Source organism: Massilia phyllostachyos (genome assembly GCF_021044825.1).
GTDB classification, from domain to species: domain Bacteria; phylum Pseudomonadota; class Gammaproteobacteria; order Burkholderiales; family Burkholderiaceae_D; genus Telluria; species Telluria phyllostachyos.
The window spans coordinates 295,088-319,830 of record NZ_JAJNOC010000001.1 but is presented as its reverse complement, the minus strand read 5'-3'; the positions used below and the strand labels follow the sequence as shown (position 1 = coordinate 319,830).

Below are 24,743 nucleotides of genomic sequence, written 5' to 3'. Positions count from 1 at the left end.
ACGGATGCGATTCCAGCCCCGCCGCCGCGCCCTGCTGCGCACCGTCCCCGCCGCCGGCCTCGTGCTGGGCGGCGCCGGCTGCGCCACCCAATCCACCGGCGCCGGCGCCAATGCCGCCGATCCGTGGAAGCGCGCCGACGACATCGTCGCGCGCTTCGCCACGCCGCAGCGCTTCCGTGAAGAGGACTTCCCGATCACGGCATATGGCGCCAGGCCCTGCGCCATGGTCGAGACCAAAGGCCAGACCGCCTCCTTGGTCAACGGCGTCCTGAAGACCCCGGCGCCGGATTCACCCGACGCCTATCCCGCCATTACGCAAGCCATCAAGGCCTGCAACGCCAAGGGCGGCGGCCGGGTCGTGATCCCGGCCGGCGACTGGTACTGCGCCGGCCCGATCGTGCTGCTGTCGAACGTGCACGTACACCTCGCCGCCGGCGCGCGCGTGCACTTCTCCGCCAACCCGGAGCACTATGCGCGCCACGGCGAGTTCGATTGCGGCGCCAACGGCAAGCTGACCCTGTCGCGCTGGCAGGGCAACGATGTGCTGAACTATTCGCCGATGGTCTATGCCTACAACCAGACCAATATCGCGCTCACCGGCGCCGACTGGACCAGCATCCTGAACGGCCAGGGCGGCGCGCCCTTCGAGCACAAGAAGGACGAGTGCTGGTGGGACTGGAAGGGCCGCGGCAAGCCAGAACGCATCCGCACCGAGATCGCACCGAACCCGGTGAATGCGCCGCTGGCGCAGGTCGCGCCGAACATGCCTGCGGACCAGCGCGCGCTGATCCAGGGTGAAGGCGACCGCTGGCAGACCGATTCGCGCTACCTCCCTGCCCTGTCGGAAGCCAGGGTGCCGGTCGCGAAACGCGTGTTCGGACGCGGCCACTTCCTGCGCCCCTGCATGATCGAATTCATCGGCTGCACCAAGGTGCTGATGCAGGGCTACCAGGTGAATGCGGCGCCGTTCTGGCTGCACCATCCGGTCAACTGCCGCGACCTGGTGATCCGCGGCGTGAACATGGAAAGCCTGGGCCCGAACAGCGACGGTTTCGACCCCGAGGCCTGCGACGGCGTGCTGGTCGAGGAGTGCACCTTCAACAACGGCGACGACTGCATCGCGATCAAGGCCGGCAAGAACCTGGACACCCAATTCGGCCCGACCCGCAACATCGTGATCCAGCGCTGCATCATGAATAGCGGCCACGGCGGCGTGACCCTGGGCAGCGAGATGGCCGGCGGCATCGAGCACATCTACGCACGCAACCTCGAGTTCCGCAACGTGCATTGGGCCAGCGATCCGCTCAACACCGCGATCCGCCTGAAGACGAACATGAACCGCGGCGGCTTCCTGCGCCACCTCTACGTGCGCGACGTGACGATCCCGAACGGCGTGCAGATCGAGCCGGGCTGGTACAAGCCGCTCGACGGGGCGAAAGAGATCACGCAGCGGGTAGCCTCGACCGCCGGCGCGATCATCACCATCGATTGCGACTACGTCCCGGCCGACGACGCGGTGCGCACCCGCCCGCCGCAGGTCTCGGACATCGACATCCGCGGCGTGCGCACGCAGGACGCCAAGACGAAGGACGGCAGCTTCTCCTGTTACCAGGCCTTCGTGCTGCTGGGCCCCGTTGCCTCGAGCTACAACGGCCCGGCGGGTGCGGCGATCCCGCCGATCACCCGCGTGCGCATCAGCGACTCGGATTTCGGCACGCCGAAGAACGGGGCGCAACCCTGGTTCGTGCACAACGCCACCGGCATCACGCTGGACAACGTCACCATTGCGGGAAAGAAATACAACACTTCTCTCGCTTAAGTAATAGCTGTAAATAAGTCTCCAGCGCAGGTCAGACCAATTCGACGTATTTATTTCGGAGTGGTCTGACCAAAACGGCAAGTTATGGTCTAGAATCCGGAAACCGGCCTGACCAGATAAATACGAGCCGTAGAGGGCAGGCCAGCCCGAATAAAAACGCATGGAGACAGCATGAAACAACGTTCGCAGCGTGTAGTCTTGCGCAAACTCACCGCGTGCCTGCTCGGCACCGCCTCGGTTTCGATCCTTTCCGTCGGCCCCGCATTCGCCCAGGATGCCGGCGCTCCCCAGCAGATCCAGCAAGTCCAGGTGACCGGCCTGCGCGCCTCGCTCGAGAGCGCGCTGAACGCCAAGCGCCAGGACAACGGCATCGTCGACGTCATCAAGGCCGAGGACATGGGCAAGTTCCCGGACACGAACCTGGCCGAGTCGCTGCAGCGCGTGCCGGGCGTGGTGATCGACCGCGACGCCGGCGAAGGCCGCAGCATCACGGTGCGCGGCCTGGGCCAGGACTTCACCCGCGTGCGCATCAACGGCATCGAGGGCCTCGCCACCACCGGCGGCACCGACAGCTCGGGCGGCACCAACCGCGGCCGCGGCTTCGACTTCAACGTGTTCGCCTCCGAGCTGTTCAGCTCCCTCACGGTGCGCAAGAGCTCCTCGGCCGACGTCGACGAAGGCTCGCTCGGCGCCACCGTCGACCTGCAGACCCTGCGTCCCTTCGACCTGCGCGGCTTCAACGCCACCATCGCGGCCAAGGGCAAGTACAACGACGGCTCCGAGAAGGTCGACCCGCGCGTCGCCTTCATGCTGTCGAACACCTTCATGGACCGCACCCTGGGCGTGCTGATCTCGGGCGCGTTCTCGAAGCGCCGCGTGCTGGAAGACGGTTTCAGCACCGTCCGCTGGGACAACGGCCCGTCCTCGGGCGGCTGGTGCGCGCCGCAGGGCGTGACCGCGAACCCGTCGAACTCCACCGCCACCACCTGCGGCCCGGCCGCGCAAGGCGTGCCGCGCCTGCCGGCCTCGCAAGCTGCCACCGACGCGTACAACGCGGCCAGCAATCCGAACAACTTCCACCCGCGCCTGCCGCGCTACGGCCGCCTGACCCACGACCAGGACCGCCTCGGCCTGACCGCGTCGGTGCAATGGCGTCCGGCGCGCGGCTCCCTGCTCACCTTCGACATGCTGTATTCGAAGCTGGACGCGACGCGCCAGGAAGACTTCCTGGAAGCGATCTCCTTCAGCCGTAGCGCGAGCCAGGGCGGCAAGCCGCAAATCAGCGTGGTCGAAGCCCAGTACGCGCCGAACGGCGCCCTCCTGTACGGCAAGTACAACGGCGTCGACATCCGCTCCGAGCAGCGCTTCGACGAGCTGACCACCACCTTCACCCAGCCGACCTTGAGCTTCGAGCACAAGTTCAACGACACCTGGAGCATGAGCGCCAAGGTCGGCCGCGCCAACTCGAAGTTCCGCAATCCGGTCCAGACCACGGTGACCCTGGACGCGCTGAACGTCAACGGCTACACCCTCGACTTCCGCCAGGACAGCCGCTCCGCCACCATCGGCTACCCCTTCGACCCGGCGGCCGCCAACGGTGCGCTCGGCATCATCGGCGTGCCGCGCGTGACCAGCGGCACCCAGCCGACCACGGTCCCGAACACCACCACCAGCGAGATCCGCATCCGTCCGCAGGGCGCGACCAACGTCAACGACGTCGGCCAGTTCGACCTGGCCTGGGAAGCGAGCGACAACCTGACCTTCAAGGCCGGCGCCGGCGTCAAGAAATACGAGTCGGACACCTACGAGTTCCGCCGCGTGAACCAGAACGACACGATCTTTGCGCCGCCATCGGGCGCCACCGGCCTGACCTCGACCTTGACCGGCTTCGGCCAGGGCAACGTCGGCAGCTGGGTGATCCCGAACCTGTCCGCCATCGCCGCCGCCTACGACATCTACTGCAACTGCATCAAGGCCGGCCCCGCCGGCGGTCCGGGCGACTTCACGCTGTCCTCGATCACCAACGGCAATGCACGCGGCAACAACCGCACCGTGCGCGAACGCGACGACGGCTTCTACCTGATGGGCGAGTTCAAGTACGACCTGTGGGACATCCCGCTGCGCGGCAACTTCGGCGTGCGCCACGTGAAGACCGAACTGGAAGCGATCGGCTACCAGGCGGCCGGCGGCGGCACCGCGGTGCAGGTCAACCACGACTACAAGGACACCCTGCCCTCGTTCAACGTGGCGGCCAACCTGACCCGCGACTTCATCGTGCGCTTCGGCGCGGCCAAGGTGATGACCCGGCCGCAGCTGGGCTTCCTGTCGCCGGGCGGCACCATCTCGACCACCGGCACGCTGACCATCAACACCGGCAACCCGCTGCTCAAACCCTTCCGCGCAAAAACCTTCGACTCGAGCTTCGAGTACTACTTCGCGAACAAGGCCTTCGTGGGCCTGGGCCTGTTCCAGAAGAACATCGACACCTACATCCAGTCGCTGCGCACCAACGTGCCGTTCCGCGAGACCGGCCTGCCGCTGTCGCTGCTGCCGTCGAACTTCAGCGGCGAAGAGGTGTTCCAGGTGACCGCCCCGATCAACACCGACGGCGGCAAGCTGAAAGGCTTCGAGCTGAATTACCAGCAGCCGTTCACCTTCCTCCCGGGCTGGGGCCGCAACTTCGGCACCCTGCTGAACTACACCAAGGTCAGCTCGAAGATCGAATACGCCGTTTCGCCGACCAGCAACGAGCGCATCGTCGACGACCTGCTGAACCTGTCGCCGAAGTCGTGGAACGCGACCTTCTACTACGACGACGGCAAGTTCAGCGCGCGCGTCTCCGGAGCCAAGCGCTCCTCGTTCATCACCCGCGTGCCGGGCCAGAACAACAACGACGTCGAGGGCAAGAACGAAACCTTCAACGTGGACGTGTCGCTGTCGTACAAGTGGAACGAGAAGCTGGAATTCACGCTGGAAGGCGTCAACCTGACCAACGAGCCGAACGACCAGTTCATCAGCCGCGCGCGCAACAGCGTGGTGGTGAACAACGTCACCGGCCGCGAGTTCCTGGCCGGCCTGCGCTACAAGTTCTAAGAGTTCTCTGGTGTGACCTTCGGCCCGCGCTTGCGCGGGCTTTTTTTTGTGGCTGTGTTCGCGATCGTTGGGTGAACCAAATCGCGTTGCCGAAGTCTTACGCATCGTCGAGTTAACTCATCTGGAGTGACGATGCAAAGCCCGAGCTTCGACGAATTGCTAGCCCTCTTGACGGCCGCGCCATTGTCCAGCACTGATCTGGCCCGGCTGCGCGACTGGCTCGACAGCATCCGCGACCCGGCCGAGTGCCTCGCGCTCATCGAAGCGGCCGCGGCAGGCCGGCCCTGTCCGCATTGTGCTTGCGCGCGCTTGCACCGCTCCGGCTTCGCCAGCGGCCTGCAGCGTTATCGCTGCCTGGGTTGTCGCCGCTCCTTCAATGCGCTGACCGGCACGCCGCTGGCCCGGCTGCGCAAGCGCGAGTGCTGGCTGCCTTATATCAAGTGTTTGCTGGAATCGCGCACCGTGCGCGACGCGGCGCTCGCGACCGGCGTGCATCGCACGACGAGTTTTCGCTGGCGCCACCGATTCGCGCCGGGCGCCGCCCGGCACCGGCCCGCAGCATTGACGGGAATCGTGGAGGCCGACGAAACCTACAGACTGGAATCGCAGAAGGGTTCGCGCACCTTGTCGCGCCCGCCGCGCAAGCGTGGTGGCGCCGCCCGGCGGCGCGGCATCAACCGCGAGCATGATTGCCTGCTGGTGGCGCGTGACCGCATCGGCACGACGCTGGACTTTCATACCGGACGCGGTCCCGTGACCGCTGCGCAACTGCGCACCTGCCTGCGGCCGGTGCTGCCGGGTGACGGTCTGCTCATCAGCGATGGCGCTGCGGCTTATGTCCGGTTTGCCCTCGACGCCGGAATCACGCATGAATCCGTCAACGTGCGGGCGGGCCGGCGCGCACGCGGCGCGATCCACATCCAGAACGTGAATGGCTGGCACAGCCGCTTCAAGAACTGGCTGGTGCGCTTCAAGGGCGTGGCCAGCCGCTACCTGGCGAACTATTCCGGGTGGCAGCGATTACTGGATGCGCAAGTGTTGCGTACACCAGCGCAGTGGCTATGTGCTGCGGTACGACAAGTTCAGTGAAGGAGGCTGCAAATACATAACTAACGCGAACACAGCCTTTTTTGTTGTTTGTAGGGTGGGCGGATTCTCCGGCCACCCTACAAGTGCCGATCCAGGAAAGCGAGGATGCGGCGTTCGTATTCGGCCGGCCCGAAGCGATGCAGGTCCACGTGCGCGGCGCCGGGCACTTCCCACAACAGCTTCTCGCCCGTCGCGGCATCGAAGATGCGGCGTGTTTCGGCGATCGTTGTGTGGAGGTCGGCGTCGCCCGACGCGATGAAGACCGGCGCGCCCAGCTCCGCCATGCGCGCGATCGGCCGCAGCTGCGCCGGCTCGATGTCGAGCCGCAACGACAGCTGCCCGAGCAGCAGCGGCGAAAGAAGCGGCGCCAGCGCGCCGACGCGCATGCGCAGGCGATCCTCGAGCGCTTCCTCGATGGTCGGATACATCGATTCCAGCACCACGGCGTCGGCGCGCGGGCAGTCGGCGCACAGCACATAGGAAGCCGCGCCGAGCGAGACCCCGATCACGCCGATGCGCTGGCCCGGACAGGTACGGCGCAGGTAATTTAGCGATGCCTTGACCGCCGCGCCTTCGCGCAGGCCGAAGGTGATGGCCGGCGCGGGGCTGGCGCCGTGGCCGGGCAGGTCGACCAGTAGCACCGCGTAGCCGGCCGCATGCAGGAAGCGGGCGCGCGCCAGCATCTGGGTGCGGTCGGCGCGGATGCCGTGCAGGAGCAGCAGCGCGCCCTTGCCGGTCCCTGGCAGCAGCCAGCCTTCGACCGGCTGGCCGCCCGGCGTCGCCAGCGTCACGCTGCGCAGGCCGGCATCCGGCGCCGCCACGGCGTGCTGCGCGCCGGCGATGAGCGTGCCGCCGGCCACCCAGCTGGCGCCCGCGCCGCAGGCGGCGAGCAGCAGGGTCGCGGCCGCCGCTTTCCATGTCGATCGCTTCATGCCCGTCATTGTACCGGCGTCAGCACCATCGAAAAGAACAGCCGCGTCGGGCCGTTGGACAGCTTGAAGAAGACCGTGTTGCGGCCTTTCCGGAAGCGCACCTGGCGCTGGCCCTCGGTGCGGTTGTAGTCGCGCTGGTAGGTCGTCCTGCCCGTGTACACGCTCTGGTAGAACCAGCGCTTGCCCGAATCTCCACCCTTCCAGATCAAGCGGTCGTTGACCTTGACAGACGCGTCGTCGTCGGCGCCGATCCACACCAGCATGTCGCGCTCGCGGTCCATGAACACTTCGGTGTAGCCGTAGTAGACCGCATTTTCTTCCTCGCCGCGCGGGACCAGGGGATAGCGCGCCGTGTTCAGGTATTCCCATTTGACGAGGCGCTTGTCTTTTCCGTAGTACACCGCGTCGAGCAGCACCGCGTCTTCGGGCGGGTACTTCGGGTTGTCGAACAGCTCCCTGCCATGGTTTCCCTCGAAAGGGCCGATGATGTACCAGCTGTTCAGGTAAATGCGGTTCGCGTATTGTCCGCCCGCGCCGAACATGCGTCCGCGGCCCCGCACCATCCGTGCCGCGTCGACGCCGGGCACCACGCCTTTGGCGCTCGCGAAGATGTCGCGGCTGCCGCTCTTGTACACCCGGCTGTTCTTCTCTCTTTCCGGTTCCGTCCCCTCGCGCATGAAGCGTGCGATTTCCTCGGCCGCCAGGCCCTGCGCGCCCGGCGGCGGGCCGCCCAGCGCGTGCCCTTGTCCGGATGCGCTGACTTCGCCGATGCCGCTGCCAAGGCCCGTGCCCGCGGCCTGGCCCTCGACCTGGACGCCGTTGCGCTCCCGCGCCAGCTGTTCGGCGCGGCCGGCGAGCACGGCGCGGGCCCTGGCTTCGAGGCTGGCCAGTTCGGAAGCCGGGTCAGTGCTGCCGGCAGGGTCGGGCGGGGGATCGGCCGGCGCCTCCGCATCCACTTCCGCACGCGCCTCTTCCTTCGTCCTGGCGGTCAGACGCGCCAGTTCCTCGGCCTTCAGCTCGCGGCCAAGTTCGTCGATGGCGCGCGACAGCTCGTGCGCCTGCTCCAGCATCCGCTCGGGTTCCGCCTCTGTCTCTGCGGTGGCCTCCGGCGGCGCCGGCTGCGGCGTCCGGTTGGTGGACTGCTTGAGCAGTTCCTTGATCTTCTTGAGATCGTCCATGCGCCGCGCCATCCGGGCCTGCGTTCCGGCCCGCGCCGTCGCCTGCACGCTGGCGGCGACATCCGTATCCTGGCGCCGCACGACTGCCGTGTAGCCGGCATGGTAGAGCCACACCGCCAGGGCCGCATGCAGCCCGACCGACACAGCCAGGCACCAGCGCGATGAACGCATCTGGAACCCGGTCGTCATTGGCGCGTGTGCATCGCGATCCTGGTGAAGCCCTCGAACTGGCACAGGTCGAGGACGTGGACGATGTCCTGGTAGCGCGCCATTTCGTCGCCGTCGATGCGGATCGGGCGCGCCGGATCGGCGGCCGCCTGCGCTTTCAGGCGGTCGTGCAGCTGCTGCACCGTGACGTTCTTCCCATCGAGGTAGAGCTTGCCCTCCTTGTCGACGCCGATCGCCAGCGCCGCCGGCGCCGCGCTCGCGCGATCGAGGCTCATCTGGGCCGCCGGCAGCACCACCGGCAGCTCCATCTGCTGTTCGGCTTCCGGCTGCTTGAACGAGGTCGCGATCATGAAGAACATCAGCAGGAAGAAGATGCAGTCGATCAGGGCGATCAGCCCGATTTCCGGCGGCTCGTCCGCGCCCAGCTCAATGCGCATGGTGCACCACGTGCAGGTTCGGGCTGTCCGCTGCGGCGCTTGGTGCGAACCACTCGCGCAGCAAACCGTTTACCTGGTTTTCGAGGGTGAGGCTGTAGAACGCCAGGCGGTGCTTGAAGTAATGGTGCATGCCGAGCGCCGGCAGCGCCACGGCCAGGCCGGCCGCCGTGTTGATCAGGGCTTTCGAGATGCCGCCGGCCAGCAGCGCGGGATTGCCCATGCCCTCCTGGTAGGCGATCACATTGAAGGCGTCGATCATGCCCAGCACGGTCCCGAGCAGGCCGACGATGGGCGCCACGGTGGCGACGATCGACAGGGCATAGAACTTCTGCTGGTGATGGCGCAGTTCCAGCGAGGCGATGTCGCCGGCCCCGCTGCTGACGTAGGCATGGGGCTGGCCGCGATGCGCCGCCAGGTAGGCGATGATGCGCCCCAGCGTGCTGTTGCTCTCCTGCGCCGCGGCGTGCAGGGCGGCCGGATCGGGCGAGTCCCACAAGGCGCGCGCCTCGTCGGCCAGGCCGGCGGGCGCCACGGCGCGTGCACGCAGGTGCAGCAGGCGCTCGATGCTGACCGCGACGAACAGCACCGACAGGCCGAGCGTGACGACGATCGCGGCGCCGCCCTCGTGCAGCTGGTCGATCAGCTTGAGGTCCGCCGCGCGGGCGCTGGATGCAGCGCCCAGCAAGGCTGTCAGGGCAAGAAGGTTCTTCAACATCGCTCCTCGAATTGGAAATTATTGTTTCCATATCCTAGCAGCTGAATGTTCTTTTAAATAGAATTTCAGCATCTCTCCAAATGAATATATATTACCCATGGTAGGTAGAAGACAGACCGACTTGTCACGCTGCGCGCCGTGTGAAATGATGACCCGGTCGCATCGCGCAAGGATTCCATGGACCGCTTCGCCGAACTCAAGACCTTCTGCACCGTCGCCGCCAGCGGCGGCTTTTCCAGCGCCGCGCGCCAGCTCGGCCTCGCCACTTCCTCGGTCACGCGCGTGATCGACGCGCTCGAAGCGCGCCTGGGCGTGGCCCTGCTGAACCGCTCGACCCGCAGCGTCACGCTGACCGAAGCGGGCCTCGGCTACCTGGACGACGCGCTGCGCATCCTGGACCAGCTGGAGGCCGCCGACGATGCCGTGAGCGAGCATGGGGACGAGGTCAAGGGCGTGCTGCGCGTGGCCGCGCCGCCCACCTTCGCTTCGCTGTACATCGCGCCGATGCTGCCGGACCTGCGGGTGCGCCATCCGCGCCTGGTGCTGGATCTGCGCCTGAGCAACGAGGTGGTGAACCTGGCCGACGAATCGATCGACGTCGCCATCCGCATGGGCGGCATCGATCCGGAAGCGCGGCTGGTGGCGCGCCGCCTCGCCGCGCACCAGCGCGTGCTGTGCGCCAGCCCCACTTACCTCAAACGCCACGGCGCGCCGTGCCTGCCGGCGGACCTGGCCGATCACGACTGCCTGCAGTTCAGCTTTACCGACAACCGCCGCAGCTGGCGCCTGCGCAAGCGCGACGGCATCGATGCGGTCGTCGAAGAGATCCCGATCCGCGGCGTGGTCCAGGCCGACAACGCCGACGTGCTGCGCCAGGCCGCCGTCGCGGGACTCGGCGTGGCGATGCTGGCCCACTGGCTGGTGCACGCCGACCTGCGCGCCGGCCGGCTGGTGCGGGTGATGGAGGAGTACGAAGTGAATCCGGGGCCGATGGACGTCGCGATGCACGCCGTCTACCAGGAAAACCGGCGCGGATCGCAAAAGATCCGCGCCTTCGTCGAGCTGCTGGCGGAGCACCTGGGCCGCGCCGGCATCCCGGACGCCTGATTCAGACTGGCTTGCCGGAGAGCGCCGGGCGGCCGGCCAGCTCGGTGAACCAGTAGACCAGGGCCAGCGCCGGGAAAGCCATGCCAGCCAGCAGGGCGCCGTGCCAGCCGTGGTGGGCGTAGACCCAGGCGCCCAGCGCCGAACCCAGTGCGCCGCCGCTGAAGATCAGCGCGAAGTAGATGCCGTTCAGGCGGCTGCGCACTTCCGCGCCGAGCGTGAAGATGGCGCGCTGGCCGAGCACCAGGTTGGCCGCCACTGCCATGTCCAGCACGATCGAGGCGACGACCAGGATGCCGATGCCGAGCCCGCGCGAAGCCGGCTCGATCAGGGGCAGCGCGAAGCCGATCACGGCCAGCGCCAGCGCGATCGCGGTGGCCATCAGGGTGTGGCCCTGGTCCGCCAGCCGTCCCGCCACCGGCGAGGCGATCGCGCCGGCCATGCCGACCAGGGCGAAAATCGCGATCCCGGTCTGCGACAGGTGGAACTGCGGGCCCGACAGCACCAGCGGCGTCACGGTCCAGAACAGGCTGAACGAACCGAACAGGCCGGCCTGGTAGGCGGCGCGGCGGCGCAGCACCGGGGTGGTCGCGAACAGCGTCCACAGGGAGCCGATCAGGCGGCCGTAGCCCAGCTGGTGCGCCGGCACGCGCTCGGGCAGCTTGCGGCGCAGGACGAAGGCCAGCACCAGGATCGCGACCGAGGCGCCGCCGAACACCAGGTGCCAGCCGCCATGGTCGGCGATCAGGCTGGCGGCGGGACGCGCCACCATGATCCCCAGCAGCAGACCGCTGACCACCTTGCCCACGTTGTAGCCGCGCGTCTCTTCGCGCGACAGGTGGGCGGCGAACGGCACCAGCACCTGCGCCGCCACCGAGCCGAGGCCGATGCCGAGCGAGGCGGCCAGGAACATCCAGGCGCTGCTGCTGAAGGCCGCCAGGGCCAGGGCGACGCTGGTGGCCAGCAAGGCTGCGAACACCAGCCGGCGGTTCTCCAGCAGGTCGCCGAGCGGCACGATGAACAGCAGGCCGATGGCGTAGCCGATCTGGGTCAGCGTCACGATCAGGCCGGCGGCTTCGGGCGACAGGCCGGTGGCGGCGCTGATCGGGCCAACCAGGGTTTGCGAATAATAGAGGTTGGCGACGATGACGCCGGCGGAGATGGCCAGCAGGCGCACCATGCCGGGTGAGATGTCGGGGGCGGTGGAATGGTTCATATCATTTCCTTTGCGGGTGGGTTGGGAGAATTGTAGGTCTCTCGCACCCATCCATTCACAGCGCGCCGCGCAAGACTGCTTTCGAAAATCGTAGGGTGGGCAGGTTCCGCCCACGCGTTCAAATCACGTATCCGGGCCCGCTCCGTGGCTTTCGACCGTGCGTTGAACGCGTGGGCGGAGGACCGCCCACCCTACGAAAAAGGCCCGCACACGGCGGGCCTTTTGGGGAAGCGAAACGCTTCTCAGAACTTGTAGCCCACAGCCAGCACCACCGCCACCGGATCCAGCTTCATGTGCTGGGTCTGGCCGGTCGAGAAGTGCACGTCGGTGCGCAGGCGGCTCTTGTTGACGGTCACGTCGGCGAACCACTTCTCGTTGAAGTTCACGGCCACGCCGGCTTGCGCGGTGTAGGTGAACTTGTTGTCGATGCTGAAGGTGGTCGGCACGCCGCTGCCCGGGTTGGTGATCGCGGTCATCCTGGCCGAGCCGCGTTCCTTCATGAAGTAGGCATAGGTCGCGCCGATGCCGACGAAGGGACGGAAGGCCGCGGTCGGGGCGCCAAAGCGGTACTGGGCGAACAGGGTCGGCGGCAGCGCCTCGACCGTGCCCAGCTCACCGGTGCCCTGGATCGCGCCGGCGCCGTAGATCTTGTGCTTGTACGGGGTGCCCAGCGCCGCTTCGAGCGAGATGTTGTCGGTGATGCCGTAGGCGAAGATCAGCACCGGCTGGATGTCGCTGCCGACGTCGGCCTTGGTGCCCGGCAGGGCCGGGGCGCTGATGTCGCCGCTTTCGACCTTCGGGGTCAGCTGGTTGAGGCCGAACTTGGCGGTGAACTGGCCGGCCGACTGGGCCGAAGCGGTCGAGGCGCATGCCAGCGCTGCGGCCATGGCCAGGACTTTGACGATTGCTTTCATTTTTTCTCCTGATTGTCATGGAGGCCCGCCCTCCCCGGGCGGGCCTGTGGCGCGCTTACAGCCAGCCCTTGATCGCCATGTCCTTCAGGACGTAGCGGGCGATCAGGTTGTTCTCGAACGGGGTCGGATGGATCTCGTCGGCGAACATGTAGTGGCTGACGTCGCCCGCGATGGTGTTGGCGTTGGTGCAGACCAGCGAGGTGGTGCCCAGCGGGTTCGGGCCGCAGGCCGGGGTCGTGGTGTTGGTCAGGCCGTACGGCGCCGGGTTCTTCACCTGATCGTTGCTGACGCTGTACAGGTCGACGTACAGGACGCGCGGATCATCGGCGCCGAGGCCGTTCTTCAGCGCGGTGTTGAAGGCGTTGACCATGGCGGCGGTCAGGGTCTGGATGTCGGCCGACTTGGTCTTCGAGGCCGGCGTGCTGGCCACGTCCGGCAGGTTGGCCACGATCACGTACTTCGCGCCCTTGGCCAGGACTTCGTTCTTCACGACGGTCGCCATCTGCGAGCCCGCCAGGGCCAGTTCCTGGACCAGCTTCGGACCGTTGGCGGTGGCGTAGTCGGCGCCGGCCTTGGCGCCGGCGGCGGTCGCATCCGTTTGCGCCTTGGCGACCATCGGGGTGTACACGCTGGCTTGCGCCACGGCGGCATTGCCCGGCTGGCGCGCGGCGGCGCCGACGGCGGCGGCGACGATGGTCTGGGTGGTGCTGCCTGCGCGTGCGCTCTCGGCCTGGATGGCCGCGCCGATCGCCTGGGCGGCGGTCTGCGGGTTGGTCGCGCCGGCGGCCAGCTGGGCGGTCAGCGAGGTGGCGAAGGTCTGGGCGCCGGCGGCGCTGCCGGCGGCGGTGGCGCCGGTCTGCAGTGCGTTCAGCTGCATCAGGACGTCGTTACCGCCCGACAGCAGGGTCACCAGTTCGGTGCCGCTGAACTTGTTGCCGGTGCGGGCCAGGTGGTTGGCGACCTGGGTCACCAGCGGCACGGTGGTTTCGCCGATCGGCGAGCCGGTGAACGGATTGCCCGGACCGATCGGGTTGGTCACGCGCGAGCCGCCCTGGGCGTAGTTGAAGCAGTTCAGGTTCTGCACCACCGGGACCGAGAAGCCCTGGGCGGCATTGCCGAGCAGGCCGGTCTGGGCCGGGCACGGGGCCGGCAGCTTCAGCTCGGCGGCCATGAATTCGACCCAGATCTTGCCGTTCAGTTCAGGATTCTTCGCGGTGCCGTCACCGTTGATGGTGAACTTGCCGCCACCAAGGGTCTTGACCGCGCCGACCGCGTAGGTGCCGACGTCGGACAGGCTGTCGCCGAAGGACACCTGCTGGGTGAAGGTAAGCTTTTGCGTTTGGTCGCCGCCTGCCGGGCTGCTACCGCCGCACGCAGTCAGCACGGCCGCCGTCAGAACGGCGAGCGCGAGTTTGGTATGACGCATTGTGTCTCCTAAAAGAGTCGATTTATTCTGAAACGAACGGCCGTGCTATTCGTATCTCATTAATATGCCAGTGTTCATGTTGCTTGTATAGCGAAACAGTTGCTGGGGCGTCAGTTTTGGCTGACAAGCAAGCAATGCCTCGGGGGAAGGGATTATAGCGCTGCTCGCGAGCGCGGCAGTAGCATGAATTTGTAAGGAAACACCGCAGGAAGCCCGTAAAGACGGGCTTCCTGCAATATCGGCTCAGGCGTCGACCTGGCCGTTGAGCAGGCCGTGGACGATGCCGGTCGAGCCGTGGGCGGCGCGGCGCAGGCGGTCGTTGACGCCGAGCCAGTCGCCACCCTGCGGCGGCGCCTCGACCAGGATCACGTCGGCGCCCTGCCCGTCCATCGCGCGCAGCGCCGCGTAGAGGGCGTGGGCGAAGCCGTCGGGGGTGGCCGGCAGGCGCTGGGCGGCGTGGGTCGGCGGCAGGTCGGTGTAGTGGATCAGCGCGACCTTTCGGCCCTTTGCCGCCAGCCCGGCCACGGTCTGGCGCAGCTGGGCGCTGTCCTGCATCGCCACCGGCGTGTGCGGCGCGTAGTGCGATTCGAGGGTGCCGGAGGCGCGCGGGGCGGCAGCGTCAGGCGCGTTCGGGAGCTGGTCGATCACCGCGGCGATCGCCTCGGCGCTGATGTGGCCGGGACGCAGCAGCACCGGGCCGTGGGTGGCCAGGCGCGACAGGTCGACGATGGTCGATTCGATGCCGACTTGCGAGGCGCCGCCGTCGAGCACCATGGCGACCGAGCCGTCCGCGCCGAACTCGTCGCGCACGTGCTGGGCCAGGGTCGGGCTGACGGCGCCGAACTTGTTGGCCGAGGGCGCCGCGACGCCGCCACGGCCTCCCTTGAAGGCGCGCAGCAGCGCGATCGCGACCGGGTGCGAGGGGCAGCGCAGGCCGACCGTGTCCTGGCCGCCGCTGACGGCGTCCGGGATGTTCGCGGCGCGTTTCAGGATCATGGTCAGCGGGCCGGGCCAGAAGGCATCGGCCAGCGCATGGGCTTCGGCCGGGATCCCGGCGGCCCAGTAGTCGAGCGGCGCATCTGGCGCCAGGTGCACGATCACCGGGTGGTCCTGCGGGCGGCCCTTGGCGGCGTAGATGGCCGCCACGGCCTGCGGGTTCTCGGCGTCGGCGCCGAGGCCGTAGACGGTCTCGGTCGGGAAGGCGACCAGCTGGCCGCTTTCCAGTGCGCGCGCGGCGGCGTCGATGGCCGCCTGGTCCAGCCCCTCCATCACGCTGGGATCCCCAGGATGTCGCAGGCTGCGCGCAGGCTGGCCTGTGCTTCCGCCAAGGTCGGCGCGACGAAGGTGACGTGGCCCATCTTGCGTGCGCGGCGCGGATCGTCCTTGCCGTACAGGTGCAGGTTCGCGCCCGGCAGCGCCAGCACGCGGTCCCAGGCCGGTTCGCGCGGGGTGTCGGAGTCGCCCTCGAACCAGACGTCGCCGAGGATGTTCAGCATGACGGCGGGAGAATGCTGGCGCACGTCGCCCAGCGGCAGGCGCGCCATCGCGCGCACCTGCTGCGCGAACTGGCTCGTCACGCAGGCATCGATCGTGTAATGGCCGCTGTTGTGCGGACGCGGCGCCATCTCGTTGACCACCAGCGTGCCGTTTTCCAGCACGAAGAACTCGATGCACAGCACGCCGACGTAGCCCAGCTGGGCGACGATGGCGCGCGCCGCATCCTGGGCCTGCTTCGCGCAGGCGTCGGACACGTTCGGGCCCGGCACGGTGGTCGTGAACAGGATGCCGTCGCGGTGCACGTTCTCGGCGATCGGGTAGACCACCGACGCGCCATCGGCGCCGCGCGCGGTCAGCACCGAGACTTCGTAGGCCAGCGGCAGCATTTTTTCGAGCAGGCAGGTCACGCCGTCCATCGCATCGAAGGCGGCGCGCACGTCCTCGCGCGAACGCACGCGCACCTGGCCCTTGCCGTCGTATCCCATGCGCACGGTCTTGAGGATGCCCGGCAGCAGATCGTCGCCGATGGCGTCGATGTCGGCATGCGAAGCGATGGTCTTGTGCGGCGCCGGCATCACGCTTGATGCCGGCGCGCAGTCGACGAAGAAGCGCTTCTCCGCGATGCGGTCCTGGGCGATCGACACGCACGATGCGCTCGGCGCCACGAAGGTGCGCTCGCCCAGCCAGGCCATGCTGTCGGCGGGGACGTTCTCGAATTCGGTGGTCACCGCGACGCATTGCCGCGCCAGTTCGGCCAGGCCGTCGGGATCGGTGTAGGCCTTCGAGATCAGGCGCTCGGCGACCTGCCCTGCCGGGCTGACCTTGCTCGGTTCGAGCACCGCCACCTGGTAGCCCATGGCCTGGGCGGCGTGCGCGAACATGCGGCCCAGCTGGCCGCCGCCCATCACGCCGAGGACGGCGGACGCGCCCTTACCGAGCGCGGTTGGGAGAAACGAATTACTCATGCGTCAAACGGGAAGGGTCATGGCCTGGGCGGCCGCGGTCTGCTCGGCACGGAAGGCCAGCAGCTGTTCCGCGAGCGCGTCGTCGGTCGCGGCCAGGATGGCCACCGCCGTCAGGGCCGCATTCGCGGCGCCGGCTTCGCCGATGGCGAAGGTCGACACCGGCACGCCCTTCGGCATCTGCACGATCGACAGCAGCGAATCCTCGCCGCGCAGGTACTTCGATGGCACCGGCACGCCCAGCACCGGCACGATGGTCTTCGCGGCCACCATGCCCGGCAGGTGGGCGGCGCCCCCGGCCCCGGCGATGATGGCGCGCAGGCCGCGGCTGCGCGCGGTCTCGGCGTAGGTGAACATCTCGTCCGGCATGCGGTGCGCGGAAATCACCTGCGCCTCGAACGGCACGCCGAAGTGCTTGAGCACGTCCACGGCGTTCTTCATCACGTCCCAGTCGGACGAGGAACCCATGATGACACCCACGACTGGTTTTGCTTGCTCGGTCATCCTGTTACGCCTTCAGCTTCTCGCCGGTCAGGCGTTCGATGGCTTCGAAATACTTGGCCTGGGTTTTCTCGATCACGTCCGCCGGCAGCGCCGGGGCCGGGGCGGTCTTGCCCCAGTCGGTCAGGGTTTCCAGGTAGTCGCGCACGAACTGTTTGTCGAACGATGGCGGCGACATGCCCGGCGCGTACGAATCCGCCGGCCAGAAGCGCGAGGAATCGGCGGTCAGGACTTCGTCCATCAGGTGCATGACGCCATCGTCGTCCAGGCCGAACTCGAACTTGGTGTCGGCGATGATGATGCCCTTGGTCGCCGCGTATTCGGCGGCGGCGGTGTAGAGCTGGATGCTGACGTCGCGCATCTTGGCGGCCAGTTCCTTGCCGATGCGGTTTTCCATCTCTTCGAACGAGATGTTCTCGTCGTGTTCGCCGAGGTCGGCCTTGGCGGCCGGAGTGAACAGCGGCTGCGGCAGCTTGTCGGCCTGGCGCAGGCCTTCCGGCAGCTGAATGCCGCAGATCGCGCCGCTCGCCTGGTAATCCTTCCAGCCCGACCCGATGATGTAGCCGCGCACGACGGCTTCGACCATGATCGGCTTGAGGCGCTTGGCCACGACGGAGCGGCCGCGCACCTGCTCCACTTCATCTGGCGCCACCACGGACTCCGGCGCCACGCCGGTCAGGTGGTTCGGCACGATGTGGCCGAGCTTCTCGAACCAGAAGTCGCTCATCTGGTTCAGCACCATGCCCTTGCCGGGAATCGGCTCGTTCATGACCACGTCGAAGGCCGACAGGCGGTCGGTGGTAACGATCAGGATCTTGTCGTCGCCGACAGCGTAATTGTCGCGCACCTTGCCGTGACCGAGCAGTGGCAGGGACTTGATGGTGGATTTGTAGAGGCTGTTCATAGAGGGATTGATCAGGGAAACGGGACCGGTTTCAGGCCGGTCGAGTGGGTCAGGTCTGGGGGTGGCCTGGGCCAAGTGCGTAATTTTACGTCAATTTGCTCACCACCACGTCGTTCCCGCGAAGGCGGGAACCCAATTTGGTATGAAGACCAGTTCACGTCGCGTTCACCAGCCGCACTTGCACGTCGTTCCGGCGAAGGCGGGAACAATGCCACTGGCATTGCTCCCCCAAGTTTGCTCGCATTGTGGTGCAATCAAGCGTAGTGGTTTGCTGGGGAAATTGGGTCCCGGCCTGCGCCGGGACGACGTTGTTTGAGGGTGGCGGATAAAAGGTGGCTGCGCGATTCCTGCTGCGCAGCCAGCTTCTCTTGCTTCAGTTACTGCACGATCTGCGCCAGCTCACCCGCCTTGTATCGCTCGGCCATCTTGTCCAGCGGCAGTGGCTTGATCTTCGCCGCCATGCCTTCGCAACCGAACGACAGGTAACGCGCCTTGCACACCTCGGTCGCTGCTTCACGCGCCGGCTTCAGGTAGTCGCGCGGGTCGAACTTCGACGGGTTCTGGAACATGTACTTGCGGATCGCAGCCGTCATGGCCAGGCGGATGTCGGTGTCGATGTTGATCTTGCGGACACCGTGCTTGATGCCTTCCTGGATCTCTTCGACCGGCACGCCGTAGGTCTCCTTCATGTCGCCGCCGAATTCGCGGATGATCGCCAGCAGTTCCTGCGGCACCGACGACGAGCCGTGCATCACCAGGTGGGTGTTCGGAATGCGCTGGTGGATTTCCTTGATGCGGTCGATGGCCAGGATGTCACCGGTCGGCTTGCGGGTGAACTTGTACGCGCCGTGCGAGGTGCCGATCGCGATCGCCAGCGCGTCGCACTGGGTCTTGGCCACGAAATCGGCGGCCTGCGCCACGTCGGTCAGCAGCTCTTCGCGGGTCATGGTGCGGTCCGCGCCGTGGCCGTCTTCCTTGTCGCCCTTCATGGTTTCCAGCGAACCGAGCACGCCCAGTTCGGCTTCGACCGTCACGCCGATCGAGTGCGCGAACTTCACGACTTCCTTCGACACCTCGACGTTGTACTCATACGAAGCCACGCTCTTGCCGTCGGCTTCCAGCGAGCCGTCCATCATCACCGAGGTGAAGCCGGAGCGGATCGCGGCCATGCAGACCGCCGGCGACTGGCCGTGGTCCTGGTGCATGACGACCGGGATGTGCGGGTAGGCTTCGACGGCGGCGTCGATCAGGTGGCGCAGGAAGGCTTCGCCGGCGTACTTGCGGGCGCCGGCCGAGGCTTGCATGATGACCGGGCTGCAGGTGGCGTCGGCGGCGGCCATGATGGCCTGCACCTGCTCCAGGTTGTTGACGTTAAATGCCGGCAGGCCGTAGCCGTGTTCCGCGGCGTGGTCCAGCAATTGACGCATCGATACGAGTGCCATGGTGGTTCTCCAAACAATTAAGAAACTATTTCGTCCAGCTCGCCCACGCGCACGATCTTGAGTGCATTGGTGCCGCCGGCCTGGCCCATCGGGGAACCCCAGGTCACGACGATCAGGTCGCCCTTGCGCACCATGCCCTCCTTGATGAGGACTTCTTCGGCCTTGCGCAGCACGGCGTGGCTGCCCCCTTCCTGCAGAAGGTGGAATGCTCGCACGTTCCGGTACAGCGACGCCTTGCGCTGCGTCGTCTGGAGCGGGGTCAGGGCGAAGATCGGCGTATCGATCGAGTGGCGGCTCATCCACAGTGCGGTCGAGCCCGATTCGGTCAGCGCCACGATCGCTTTCACGCGCAGGTGGTGCGCGGTGAACAGGGTGGCGTTGGCGATCGACTGGTCGATGCGGGTGAACTGGACATTCAGGAAATCTGCGTCACGCTTGTTGTATTCGGATTGTTCCGCCTCGAGGCAGATGGCGGCCATCATTTCGACGGTTTCGACCGGGTACTTGCCCGATGCGGTTTCGGCCGAGGTCATCACGGCGTCGGTGCCGTCCAGCACGGCGTTCGCGACGTCCGACACTTCGGCGCGGGTCGGCACGGCGTTGACGATCATCGACTCCATCATCTGGGTCGCGGTGATTGCGAGTTTGTTGGAAGCACGGGCCATCTGGATCATGCGCTTCTGCAGGGCCGGCACGGCGGCATTGCCGACTTCGACCGCCAGGTCGCCACGCGCGACCATGATGCCGTCGGAGGCGTCCAGGATTTCCTGCAGCACCGGAATCGCTTCGGCGCGCTCGATCTTGGCGATCATCATCGGCTTGTGGCCGTAGGCTTCACCGGCGATGTTGGCCAGCTGGCGCGCCATTTCCATGTCGGTGGCGTTCTTCGGGAAGGAAATGGCCAGGTAGTCGGCCTGGAAGCTCATCGCGGTCTTGATGTCTTCCATGTCCTTCGAGGTCAGGGCCGGCGCGGTCAGGCCGCCGCCCTGGCGGTTGATGCCCTTGTTGTTCGACAGCTCGCCGCCGACCTTGACCGTGGTGCAGATTTCCTGGCCCACGACCTTGTCGACGACCAGCACGATCAGGCCGTCGTTCAGCAGCAGCTTGTCGCCCGGCTTGACGTCGCGCGGCAGCGCCTTGTAGTCGAGGCCGACGCGTTCCTGGTTGCCCAGCTCGCCGTTGTCGCCCCAGCGCGCATCCAGGATGAACTTGTCGCCATTGTTCAGGAAGATCTTGCCCTCTTCAAACTTGCCGACGCGGATCTTCGGACCCTGCATGTCGGCCATGATCGCCACCTCGACGCCGCATTCGGCCGCCGCGCGGCGCACCAGGGCGGCGCGGTCGATGTGGTCCTGCGCCTTGCCGTGCGAGAAGTTCAGGCGCACGACGTCGACGCCGGCACGGATCATTTTCACGAGGATATCGAAGTCGGTCGACGCAGGGCCGATGGTGGCGACGATCTTGGTGGCGTTGTACAGGGGGCGCGCAGCTTGCATGTTATGGGAATCCTTGATTCTGAAAAGAGAAGCGCAGCTGTCGAAAGCTGCGCTGTGTTCACTTCTGTGTGGCGTTACGCTGGAGCAGGATCTCGACTGCCGGCAGGGTTTTCCCCTCCAGGAATTCGAGGAAGGCGCCGCCGCCGGTCGAGATGTAACCGATGCGGTCGCCGATATCGTACTTGGCGATCGCGGCCAGGGTGTCGCCGCCGCCGGCGATCGAGAAGCCCTGGGAATTCGCGATGGCCATGGCCAGGGTCTTGGTGCCCTCGGCAAACTGGTCGAACTCGAACACGCCGACCGGACCGTTCCAGACGATGGTGCCGGCCTTGGCGACCTGCTCGGCCAGCTGGGCGGCGGTCTTCGGGCCGATGTCGAGGATCATGTCGTCGTCCTGCACGTCCGCCACGTCTTTCACCGTCGCGGCTGCGCTCGGGCTGAATTCCTTGGCGCAGACCACGTCCACCGGAATCGGCACTTGCGCGCCGCGCGCGGCCATCATGTCGATGATCTGCTTCGCTTCGCCCAGCAGGTCGGCTTCGTGCAGCGACTTGCCGATGTTCAGGCCGACGGCCTTCATGAAGGTGTTGGCAATGCCGCCGCCGACGATCAGCTTGTCGACCTTGCCCGCCAGGCTCTGCAGGATCGACAGCTTGGTCGACACTTTCGAGCCGGCCACGATGGCCAGCAGCGGACGGTTCGGCTTGCCGAGGGCCTTGCCGAGGGCGTCGAGTTCGGCCGCCAGCAGCGGGCCGGCCACGGCCACCGGCGCGTATTTCGCGATGCCGTGGGTGGTGGCTTCCGCGCGGTGGGCGGTGCCGAAGGCGTCGTTGACGTAGACGTCGCACAGCTTCGCCATCTTCTCGGCCAGCTCGTCCGAATTCTTCTTTTCACCCTTGTTGACGCGGCAGTTTTCCAGCAGCACGACCTGGCCCGGCTCGACATCCACGCCGTCGACCCAGTCCTGCTTCAGTTCGACCGGTTGGCCGAGCAGCTCGGACAGGCGCGCGGCGACCGGCGCCAGGCTGTCTTCCGGCTTGAACTCGCCCTCGGTAGGACGGCCCAGGTGCGAGGTGACCATCACGGCGGCGCCGGCTTTGAGGGCAGCCTGGATCGCCGGCACGGAGGCGCGGATGCGGGTGTCTTCGGTGATATTGCCAGCGTCATCCTGCGGCACGTTCAGGTCGGCGCGGATGAACACGCGCTTGTTTTTCAGCGCGTCACGGTCGATCAGGTCTTGCAGGCGGGTGAAACTGAGAACGTCGTCCATTGGCTAGTCAACAGTGAAATAGTGAAAAAACGTCATTGTACATTAGCCGACCTGTCCAAAAACGTGCGAGACACGCAACAGAGTGAAGACCAACATGCCGAACACAATCGTCATCAGCATGCTGCGCCGCCACAGGTAAAACGCGAAAGCGGCGACGCCCGCAATCAGCTTTGGGTTCGCAATAGTGAGTTGGATCTGGGCCTGCGGATCAATCAGCAGATCCGGCCCGATGATCGCCGCCAGCGCGCAGGCCGGCGCATAGCGCAGCATCTCCTGCACGCGCGGCGGGATGGTGACGCGGTGGCCGATCAGCCAGAACGAACTGCGGGTGGCGGCGGTGGCCACGCAGAGGACGCCGATGGTGGCCCAGATTTCCCAATCAGCCATGGCTCACCTTTTTCTTCAGCAGGTTCTCTTCGATCAGCATGGCGGTCACCATGCCGACCACGACCGCTAGCAGCAGGCCGAGCTTGTACGGCAACCCATAGGCCAGCACCGAGACGGCGCCGGCGACCAGCACCCCGCACAGGGCGGCGTGGTTGATGACCAAGGGGACCATGATGCACAGGATCGCCAGGGTGCCGGCGAAGCCCAAGCCCCATTCGGTCGGGATGGTGCTGCCCAGGAAAATGCCGACCAGGGAACCGGCCTGCCAGGCAAACCAGTTCGGATACATCAGGCCCTTCAGGTAGGACAGCTTGCCCGCCACCCGCTCGACCGTCGGATAGCGCTGCAGGAACAGGGCCACGGTCAGGTCGCCCGAGATATAGCCGAGCAGGAAGCGCTGCTTCCAGGGCAGATGGGCGAAGTGCGGCCCCAGCAGGGCGGAGAAAATGACGAAGCGCAGGTTGACGACCAGGGCGGTGGCGAAGATCACCCAGATCGGCGCGGCGGCCGCGATCAGCGGCAGTGAAGCGAGCTGGGCGGAACCGGCGAAGACCAGCAGGGTCATGCCGGTCGCCTGCCAGGCCGTGAGGCCGGTCTTGACCATGGCGATGCCGACCACCAGGCCCCAGGCGCCGATGCCGAACAGGGTCGGCAAGCCGGTCTTGAAGCCTTCGCGCCAGGCTTCGGGGTCTTGGGCTTCGACCGTGTCGGTGTCAGGGAGGGGCTGGCCTGGCGGCACGGCGCCGCTCATGTGGCTTTCCTGCAACGGCCGTCGGGGGCAGCTGCGGCGGCGGGCTTGAAACGATCTAGCATGAAACGCATGTCAAAGTGTGCGGCGGGTGTGCTGCGGGCGGCGCCCCGACTCTGCTGGAAGACATATCGCGCGCCCGGGCTGGATTGTGGTCAGTTCGTTATTCTACCGATCATTTCGGCATGCAGGTGAATCCGGTAGAATCGTGCCTTTGCTTACATTACGCTTGACGGAGAACCAGATGACCCAAAACACGATGCCCGTGGTGGAACTCGAGGCCAAAGACCTGCCGGCGCACTGCCCGAATCCGGCAATGCCGCTGTGGTCCTCGCACCCGCGCGTCTTCCTCGACTTCGATCACCACGGCGACGCCAAGTGCCCCTACTGCGGCACCCAGTACCGCCTGGCGCCCGGCGTCGAGCTGAAGCACCACTGATCCATCTCCCATGCAGTACCGGGCGCCCGCCTGGCTGCCCGGCGGCCACCTCCAGACCATCTATCCGGCGACCTGCGTCGCCAAGCCTGCGGTCGCCTATCGGCGCGAGCGCTGGCCGACCATGGACGACGATTTCATCGACGTCGATTTCGTCGACGGCCAGCCGGGCCAGCCGCTGGTGGTGCTGTTCCATGGACTGGAAGGCTCGTCCGACAGCCATTACGCACGCAGCCTGATGGCGGCGCTGCACGCGCGCGGCTGGTCGGGCGCGGTGCCGCATTTCCGCGGCTGTTCCGGCGAAGCCAACCTGGCCCCGCGCTTCTATCACTCCGGCGACGCGCAGGAGGTCGACTGGATCGTGCGCAAGCTGCAGGCGCGCAGCTCGGCAGCAATGCGCGGCCCGCTGTTCCTGGCCGGCGTGTCCCTGGGCGGCAATGCGCTGCTGCGCTGGCTGGGCGAATCCGGCCACGGCGCCGGTTTCGTCGCGGCGGCCTGCGCCATCTCGGCCCCGCTCGACCTGGCGCGCGGCGGCGCAGCGCTGGGCTCCGGCCTGAACATGCTGTACACCCGCATGTTCCTGCAGACCCTGAAACCGAAATGCCTGGCCAAGCTGGAACGCTACCCCGGCCTGTTCGACCGCGCCGCCCTGCTGCGGGCGCGCGACCTGTACGCCTTCGACAACGTCGTGACCGCGCCGCTGCACGGCTACAAGGACACCGACGACTACTGGCACCGCGCCAGCGCCCGCCACGTGCTGGACGCGATCACCGTGCCGACCCTGGTGCTGAATGCGCAAAACGACCCCTTCCTGCCGGGCCGCCACCTGCCGCAATCGGCATCCAGGGCGGTGACGCTGGAGTACCCCGAGGAAGGCGGCCACGTCGGCTTCCCCGCCGGCCCCTTCCCCGGACGGATCGACTGGCTGCCGCGCCGCATCCTGGACTTCTTCGACAGCGCCCATTCCCCCAGCCGCGCGACCGGCGCGGCCGAACCATGCGAAGCTTGA

General features: G+C 66.8%; 22 protein-coding genes. 6 read left to right on the top strand and 16 right to left on the bottom strand.

Translation table 11 applies throughout. The features are described from left to right. Positions 1–4 precede the first annotated feature (4 nt). The 3 genes from LQ564_RS01335 to LQ564_RS01325 all read left to right on the top strand — a co-directional run bounded on the left by LQ564_RS01335 (position 5) and on the right by LQ564_RS01325 (position 6,001). Positions 5–1,819 (top strand): glycoside hydrolase family 28 protein, encoded by a 1,815-nt coding sequence (locus LQ564_RS01335; protein WP_231056291.1) that lies wholly within the window; start codon positions 5–7, stop codon positions 1,817–1,819. 171 nt (positions 1,820–1,990) lie between these two features. Then, on the top strand, positions 1,991–4,912 hold the full coding sequence (locus LQ564_RS01330; RefSeq protein ID WP_231056290.1) for a TonB-dependent receptor: 2,922 nt from the start codon (positions 1,991–1,993) through the stop codon (positions 4,910–4,912). Positions 4,913–5,044: 132 nt separating this feature from the next. Next, positions 5,045–6,001, top strand: a complete 957-nt coding sequence (locus LQ564_RS01325) for an IS1595 family transposase (protein WP_231056289.1) — start codon at positions 5,045–5,047, stop codon at positions 5,999–6,001. 77 nt (positions 6,002–6,078) lie between these two features. Here the strand turns inward: LQ564_RS01325 and LQ564_RS01320 are convergent, their stop codons facing one another. From LQ564_RS01320 to LQ564_RS01305, 4 genes are read right to left on the bottom strand one after another with little or no spacing between them, the layout of a single operon-like run. Beyond that, entirely contained in the window at positions 6,079–6,933 is an 855-nt protein-coding gene (locus LQ564_RS01320) for an alpha/beta hydrolase (RefSeq protein ID WP_231056288.1), read from the bottom strand. A gap of 5 nt (positions 6,934–6,938) precedes the next feature. Beyond that, positions 6,939–8,300 (bottom strand): cell envelope integrity TolA family protein, encoded by a 1,362-nt coding sequence (locus tag LQ564_RS01315; RefSeq protein WP_231056287.1) that lies wholly within the window; start codon positions 8,298–8,300, stop codon positions 6,939–6,941. Next, on the bottom strand, positions 8,297–8,716 hold the full coding sequence (locus tag LQ564_RS01310) for an ExbD/TolR family protein (RefSeq protein WP_231056286.1): 420 nt from the start codon (positions 8,714–8,716) through the stop codon (positions 8,297–8,299). Before LQ564_RS01310 ends, LQ564_RS01315 begins: the two co-directional genes overlap by 4 nt. Beyond that, a complete protein-coding gene (locus LQ564_RS01305) occupies positions 8,706–9,431 on the bottom strand; it encodes a MotA/TolQ/ExbB proton channel family protein (RefSeq protein WP_231056285.1) in 726 nt (241 codons plus the stop codon). The genes LQ564_RS01310 and LQ564_RS01305 overlap by 11 nt, the downstream gene beginning before the upstream one ends. Before the next feature lie 177 nt (positions 9,432–9,608). Here LQ564_RS01305 and LQ564_RS01300 point away from each other — a divergent pair, with 177 nt between their 5' ends. Beyond that, positions 9,609–10,538, top strand: coding sequence for a LysR family transcriptional regulator (locus LQ564_RS01300; protein WP_231056284.1), 930 nt, complete (start codon positions 9,609–9,611; stop codon positions 10,536–10,538). Position 10,539: 1 nt separating this feature from the next. Here LQ564_RS01300 and LQ564_RS01295 read toward each other — a convergent pair whose 3' ends face one another. The 12 genes from LQ564_RS01295 to LQ564_RS01240 form a co-directional block, all read right to left on the bottom strand. Further along, a complete protein-coding gene (locus tag LQ564_RS01295) occupies positions 10,540–11,751 on the bottom strand; it encodes an MFS transporter (RefSeq protein ID WP_231056283.1) in 1,212 nt (403 codons plus the stop codon). A gap of 242 nt (positions 11,752–11,993) precedes the next feature. Continuing rightward, positions 11,994–12,665, bottom strand: a complete 672-nt coding sequence (locus LQ564_RS01290) for an OmpW/AlkL family protein (RefSeq protein WP_231056282.1) — start codon at positions 12,663–12,665, stop codon at positions 11,994–11,996. Between the two features lie 55 nt (positions 12,666–12,720). Further along, on the bottom strand, positions 12,721–14,091 hold the full coding sequence (locus LQ564_RS01285; protein ID WP_231056281.1) for an SGNH/GDSL hydrolase family protein: 1,371 nt from the start codon (positions 14,089–14,091) through the stop codon (positions 12,721–12,723). Positions 14,092–14,334: 243 nt separating this feature from the next. Next, complete coding sequence (locus tag LQ564_RS01280) at positions 14,335–15,360, bottom strand: L-threonylcarbamoyladenylate synthase (RefSeq protein WP_231057340.1); 1,026 nt, start codon at positions 15,358–15,360, stop codon at positions 14,335–14,337. Beyond that, on the bottom strand, positions 15,360–16,553 hold the full coding sequence (locus LQ564_RS01275; RefSeq protein WP_231056280.1) for a 5-(carboxyamino)imidazole ribonucleotide synthase: 1,194 nt from the start codon (positions 16,551–16,553) through the stop codon (positions 15,360–15,362). The genes LQ564_RS01280 and LQ564_RS01275 overlap by 1 nt, the downstream gene beginning before the upstream one ends. Before the next feature lie 3 nt (positions 16,554–16,556). Continuing rightward, entirely contained in the window at positions 16,557–17,054 is a 498-nt protein-coding gene (gene purE, locus LQ564_RS01270) for a 5-(carboxyamino)imidazole ribonucleotide mutase (RefSeq protein ID WP_231056279.1), read from the bottom strand. A 4-nt stretch (positions 17,055–17,058) separates the two neighbouring features. Further along, a complete protein-coding gene (locus tag LQ564_RS01265) occupies positions 17,059–17,955 on the bottom strand; it encodes a phosphoribosylaminoimidazolesuccinocarboxamide synthase (RefSeq protein ID WP_231056278.1) in 897 nt (298 codons plus the stop codon). Positions 17,956–18,332: 377 nt separating this feature from the next. Further along, positions 18,333–19,397, bottom strand: a complete 1,065-nt coding sequence (fba, locus tag LQ564_RS01260) for a class II fructose-bisphosphate aldolase (RefSeq protein ID WP_231056277.1) — start codon at positions 19,395–19,397, stop codon at positions 18,333–18,335. Between the two features lie 17 nt (positions 19,398–19,414). Further along, positions 19,415–20,875 (bottom strand): pyruvate kinase, encoded by a 1,461-nt coding sequence (gene pyk / locus LQ564_RS01255; RefSeq protein WP_231057339.1) that lies wholly within the window; start codon positions 20,873–20,875, stop codon positions 19,415–19,417. Positions 20,876–20,951: 76 nt separating this feature from the next. Further along, positions 20,952–22,163, bottom strand: a complete 1,212-nt coding sequence (locus LQ564_RS01250; protein ID WP_231056276.1) for a phosphoglycerate kinase — start codon at positions 22,161–22,163, stop codon at positions 20,952–20,954. A gap of 42 nt (positions 22,164–22,205) precedes the next feature. Further along, on the bottom strand, positions 22,206–22,550 hold the full coding sequence (locus LQ564_RS01245) for an AzlD domain-containing protein (RefSeq protein WP_231056275.1): 345 nt from the start codon (positions 22,548–22,550) through the stop codon (positions 22,206–22,208). Next, positions 22,543–23,301 carry an AzlC family ABC transporter permease gene (locus LQ564_RS01240; RefSeq protein WP_231056274.1) on the bottom strand — a complete coding sequence of 253 codons (759 nt, stop codon included), beginning with the start codon at positions 23,299–23,301 and terminating at the stop codon, positions 22,543–22,545. Before LQ564_RS01240 ends, LQ564_RS01245 begins: the two co-directional genes overlap by 8 nt. A 241-nt stretch (positions 23,302–23,542) precedes the next feature. Between LQ564_RS01240 and LQ564_RS01235 the strand changes: the two genes are divergently transcribed. Both LQ564_RS01235 and LQ564_RS01230 read left to right on the top strand, forming a co-directional pair. After that, positions 23,543–23,737: a zinc-finger domain-containing protein gene (locus tag LQ564_RS01235; protein ID WP_159700734.1), complete on the top strand. Its 195-nt coding sequence runs from the start codon at positions 23,543–23,545 to the stop codon at positions 23,735–23,737. A gap of 10 nt (positions 23,738–23,747) precedes the next feature. Further along, positions 23,748–24,743 carry a YheT family hydrolase gene (locus LQ564_RS01230; RefSeq protein ID WP_231056273.1) on the top strand — a complete coding sequence of 332 codons (996 nt, stop codon included), beginning with the start codon at positions 23,748–23,750 and terminating at the stop codon, positions 24,741–24,743.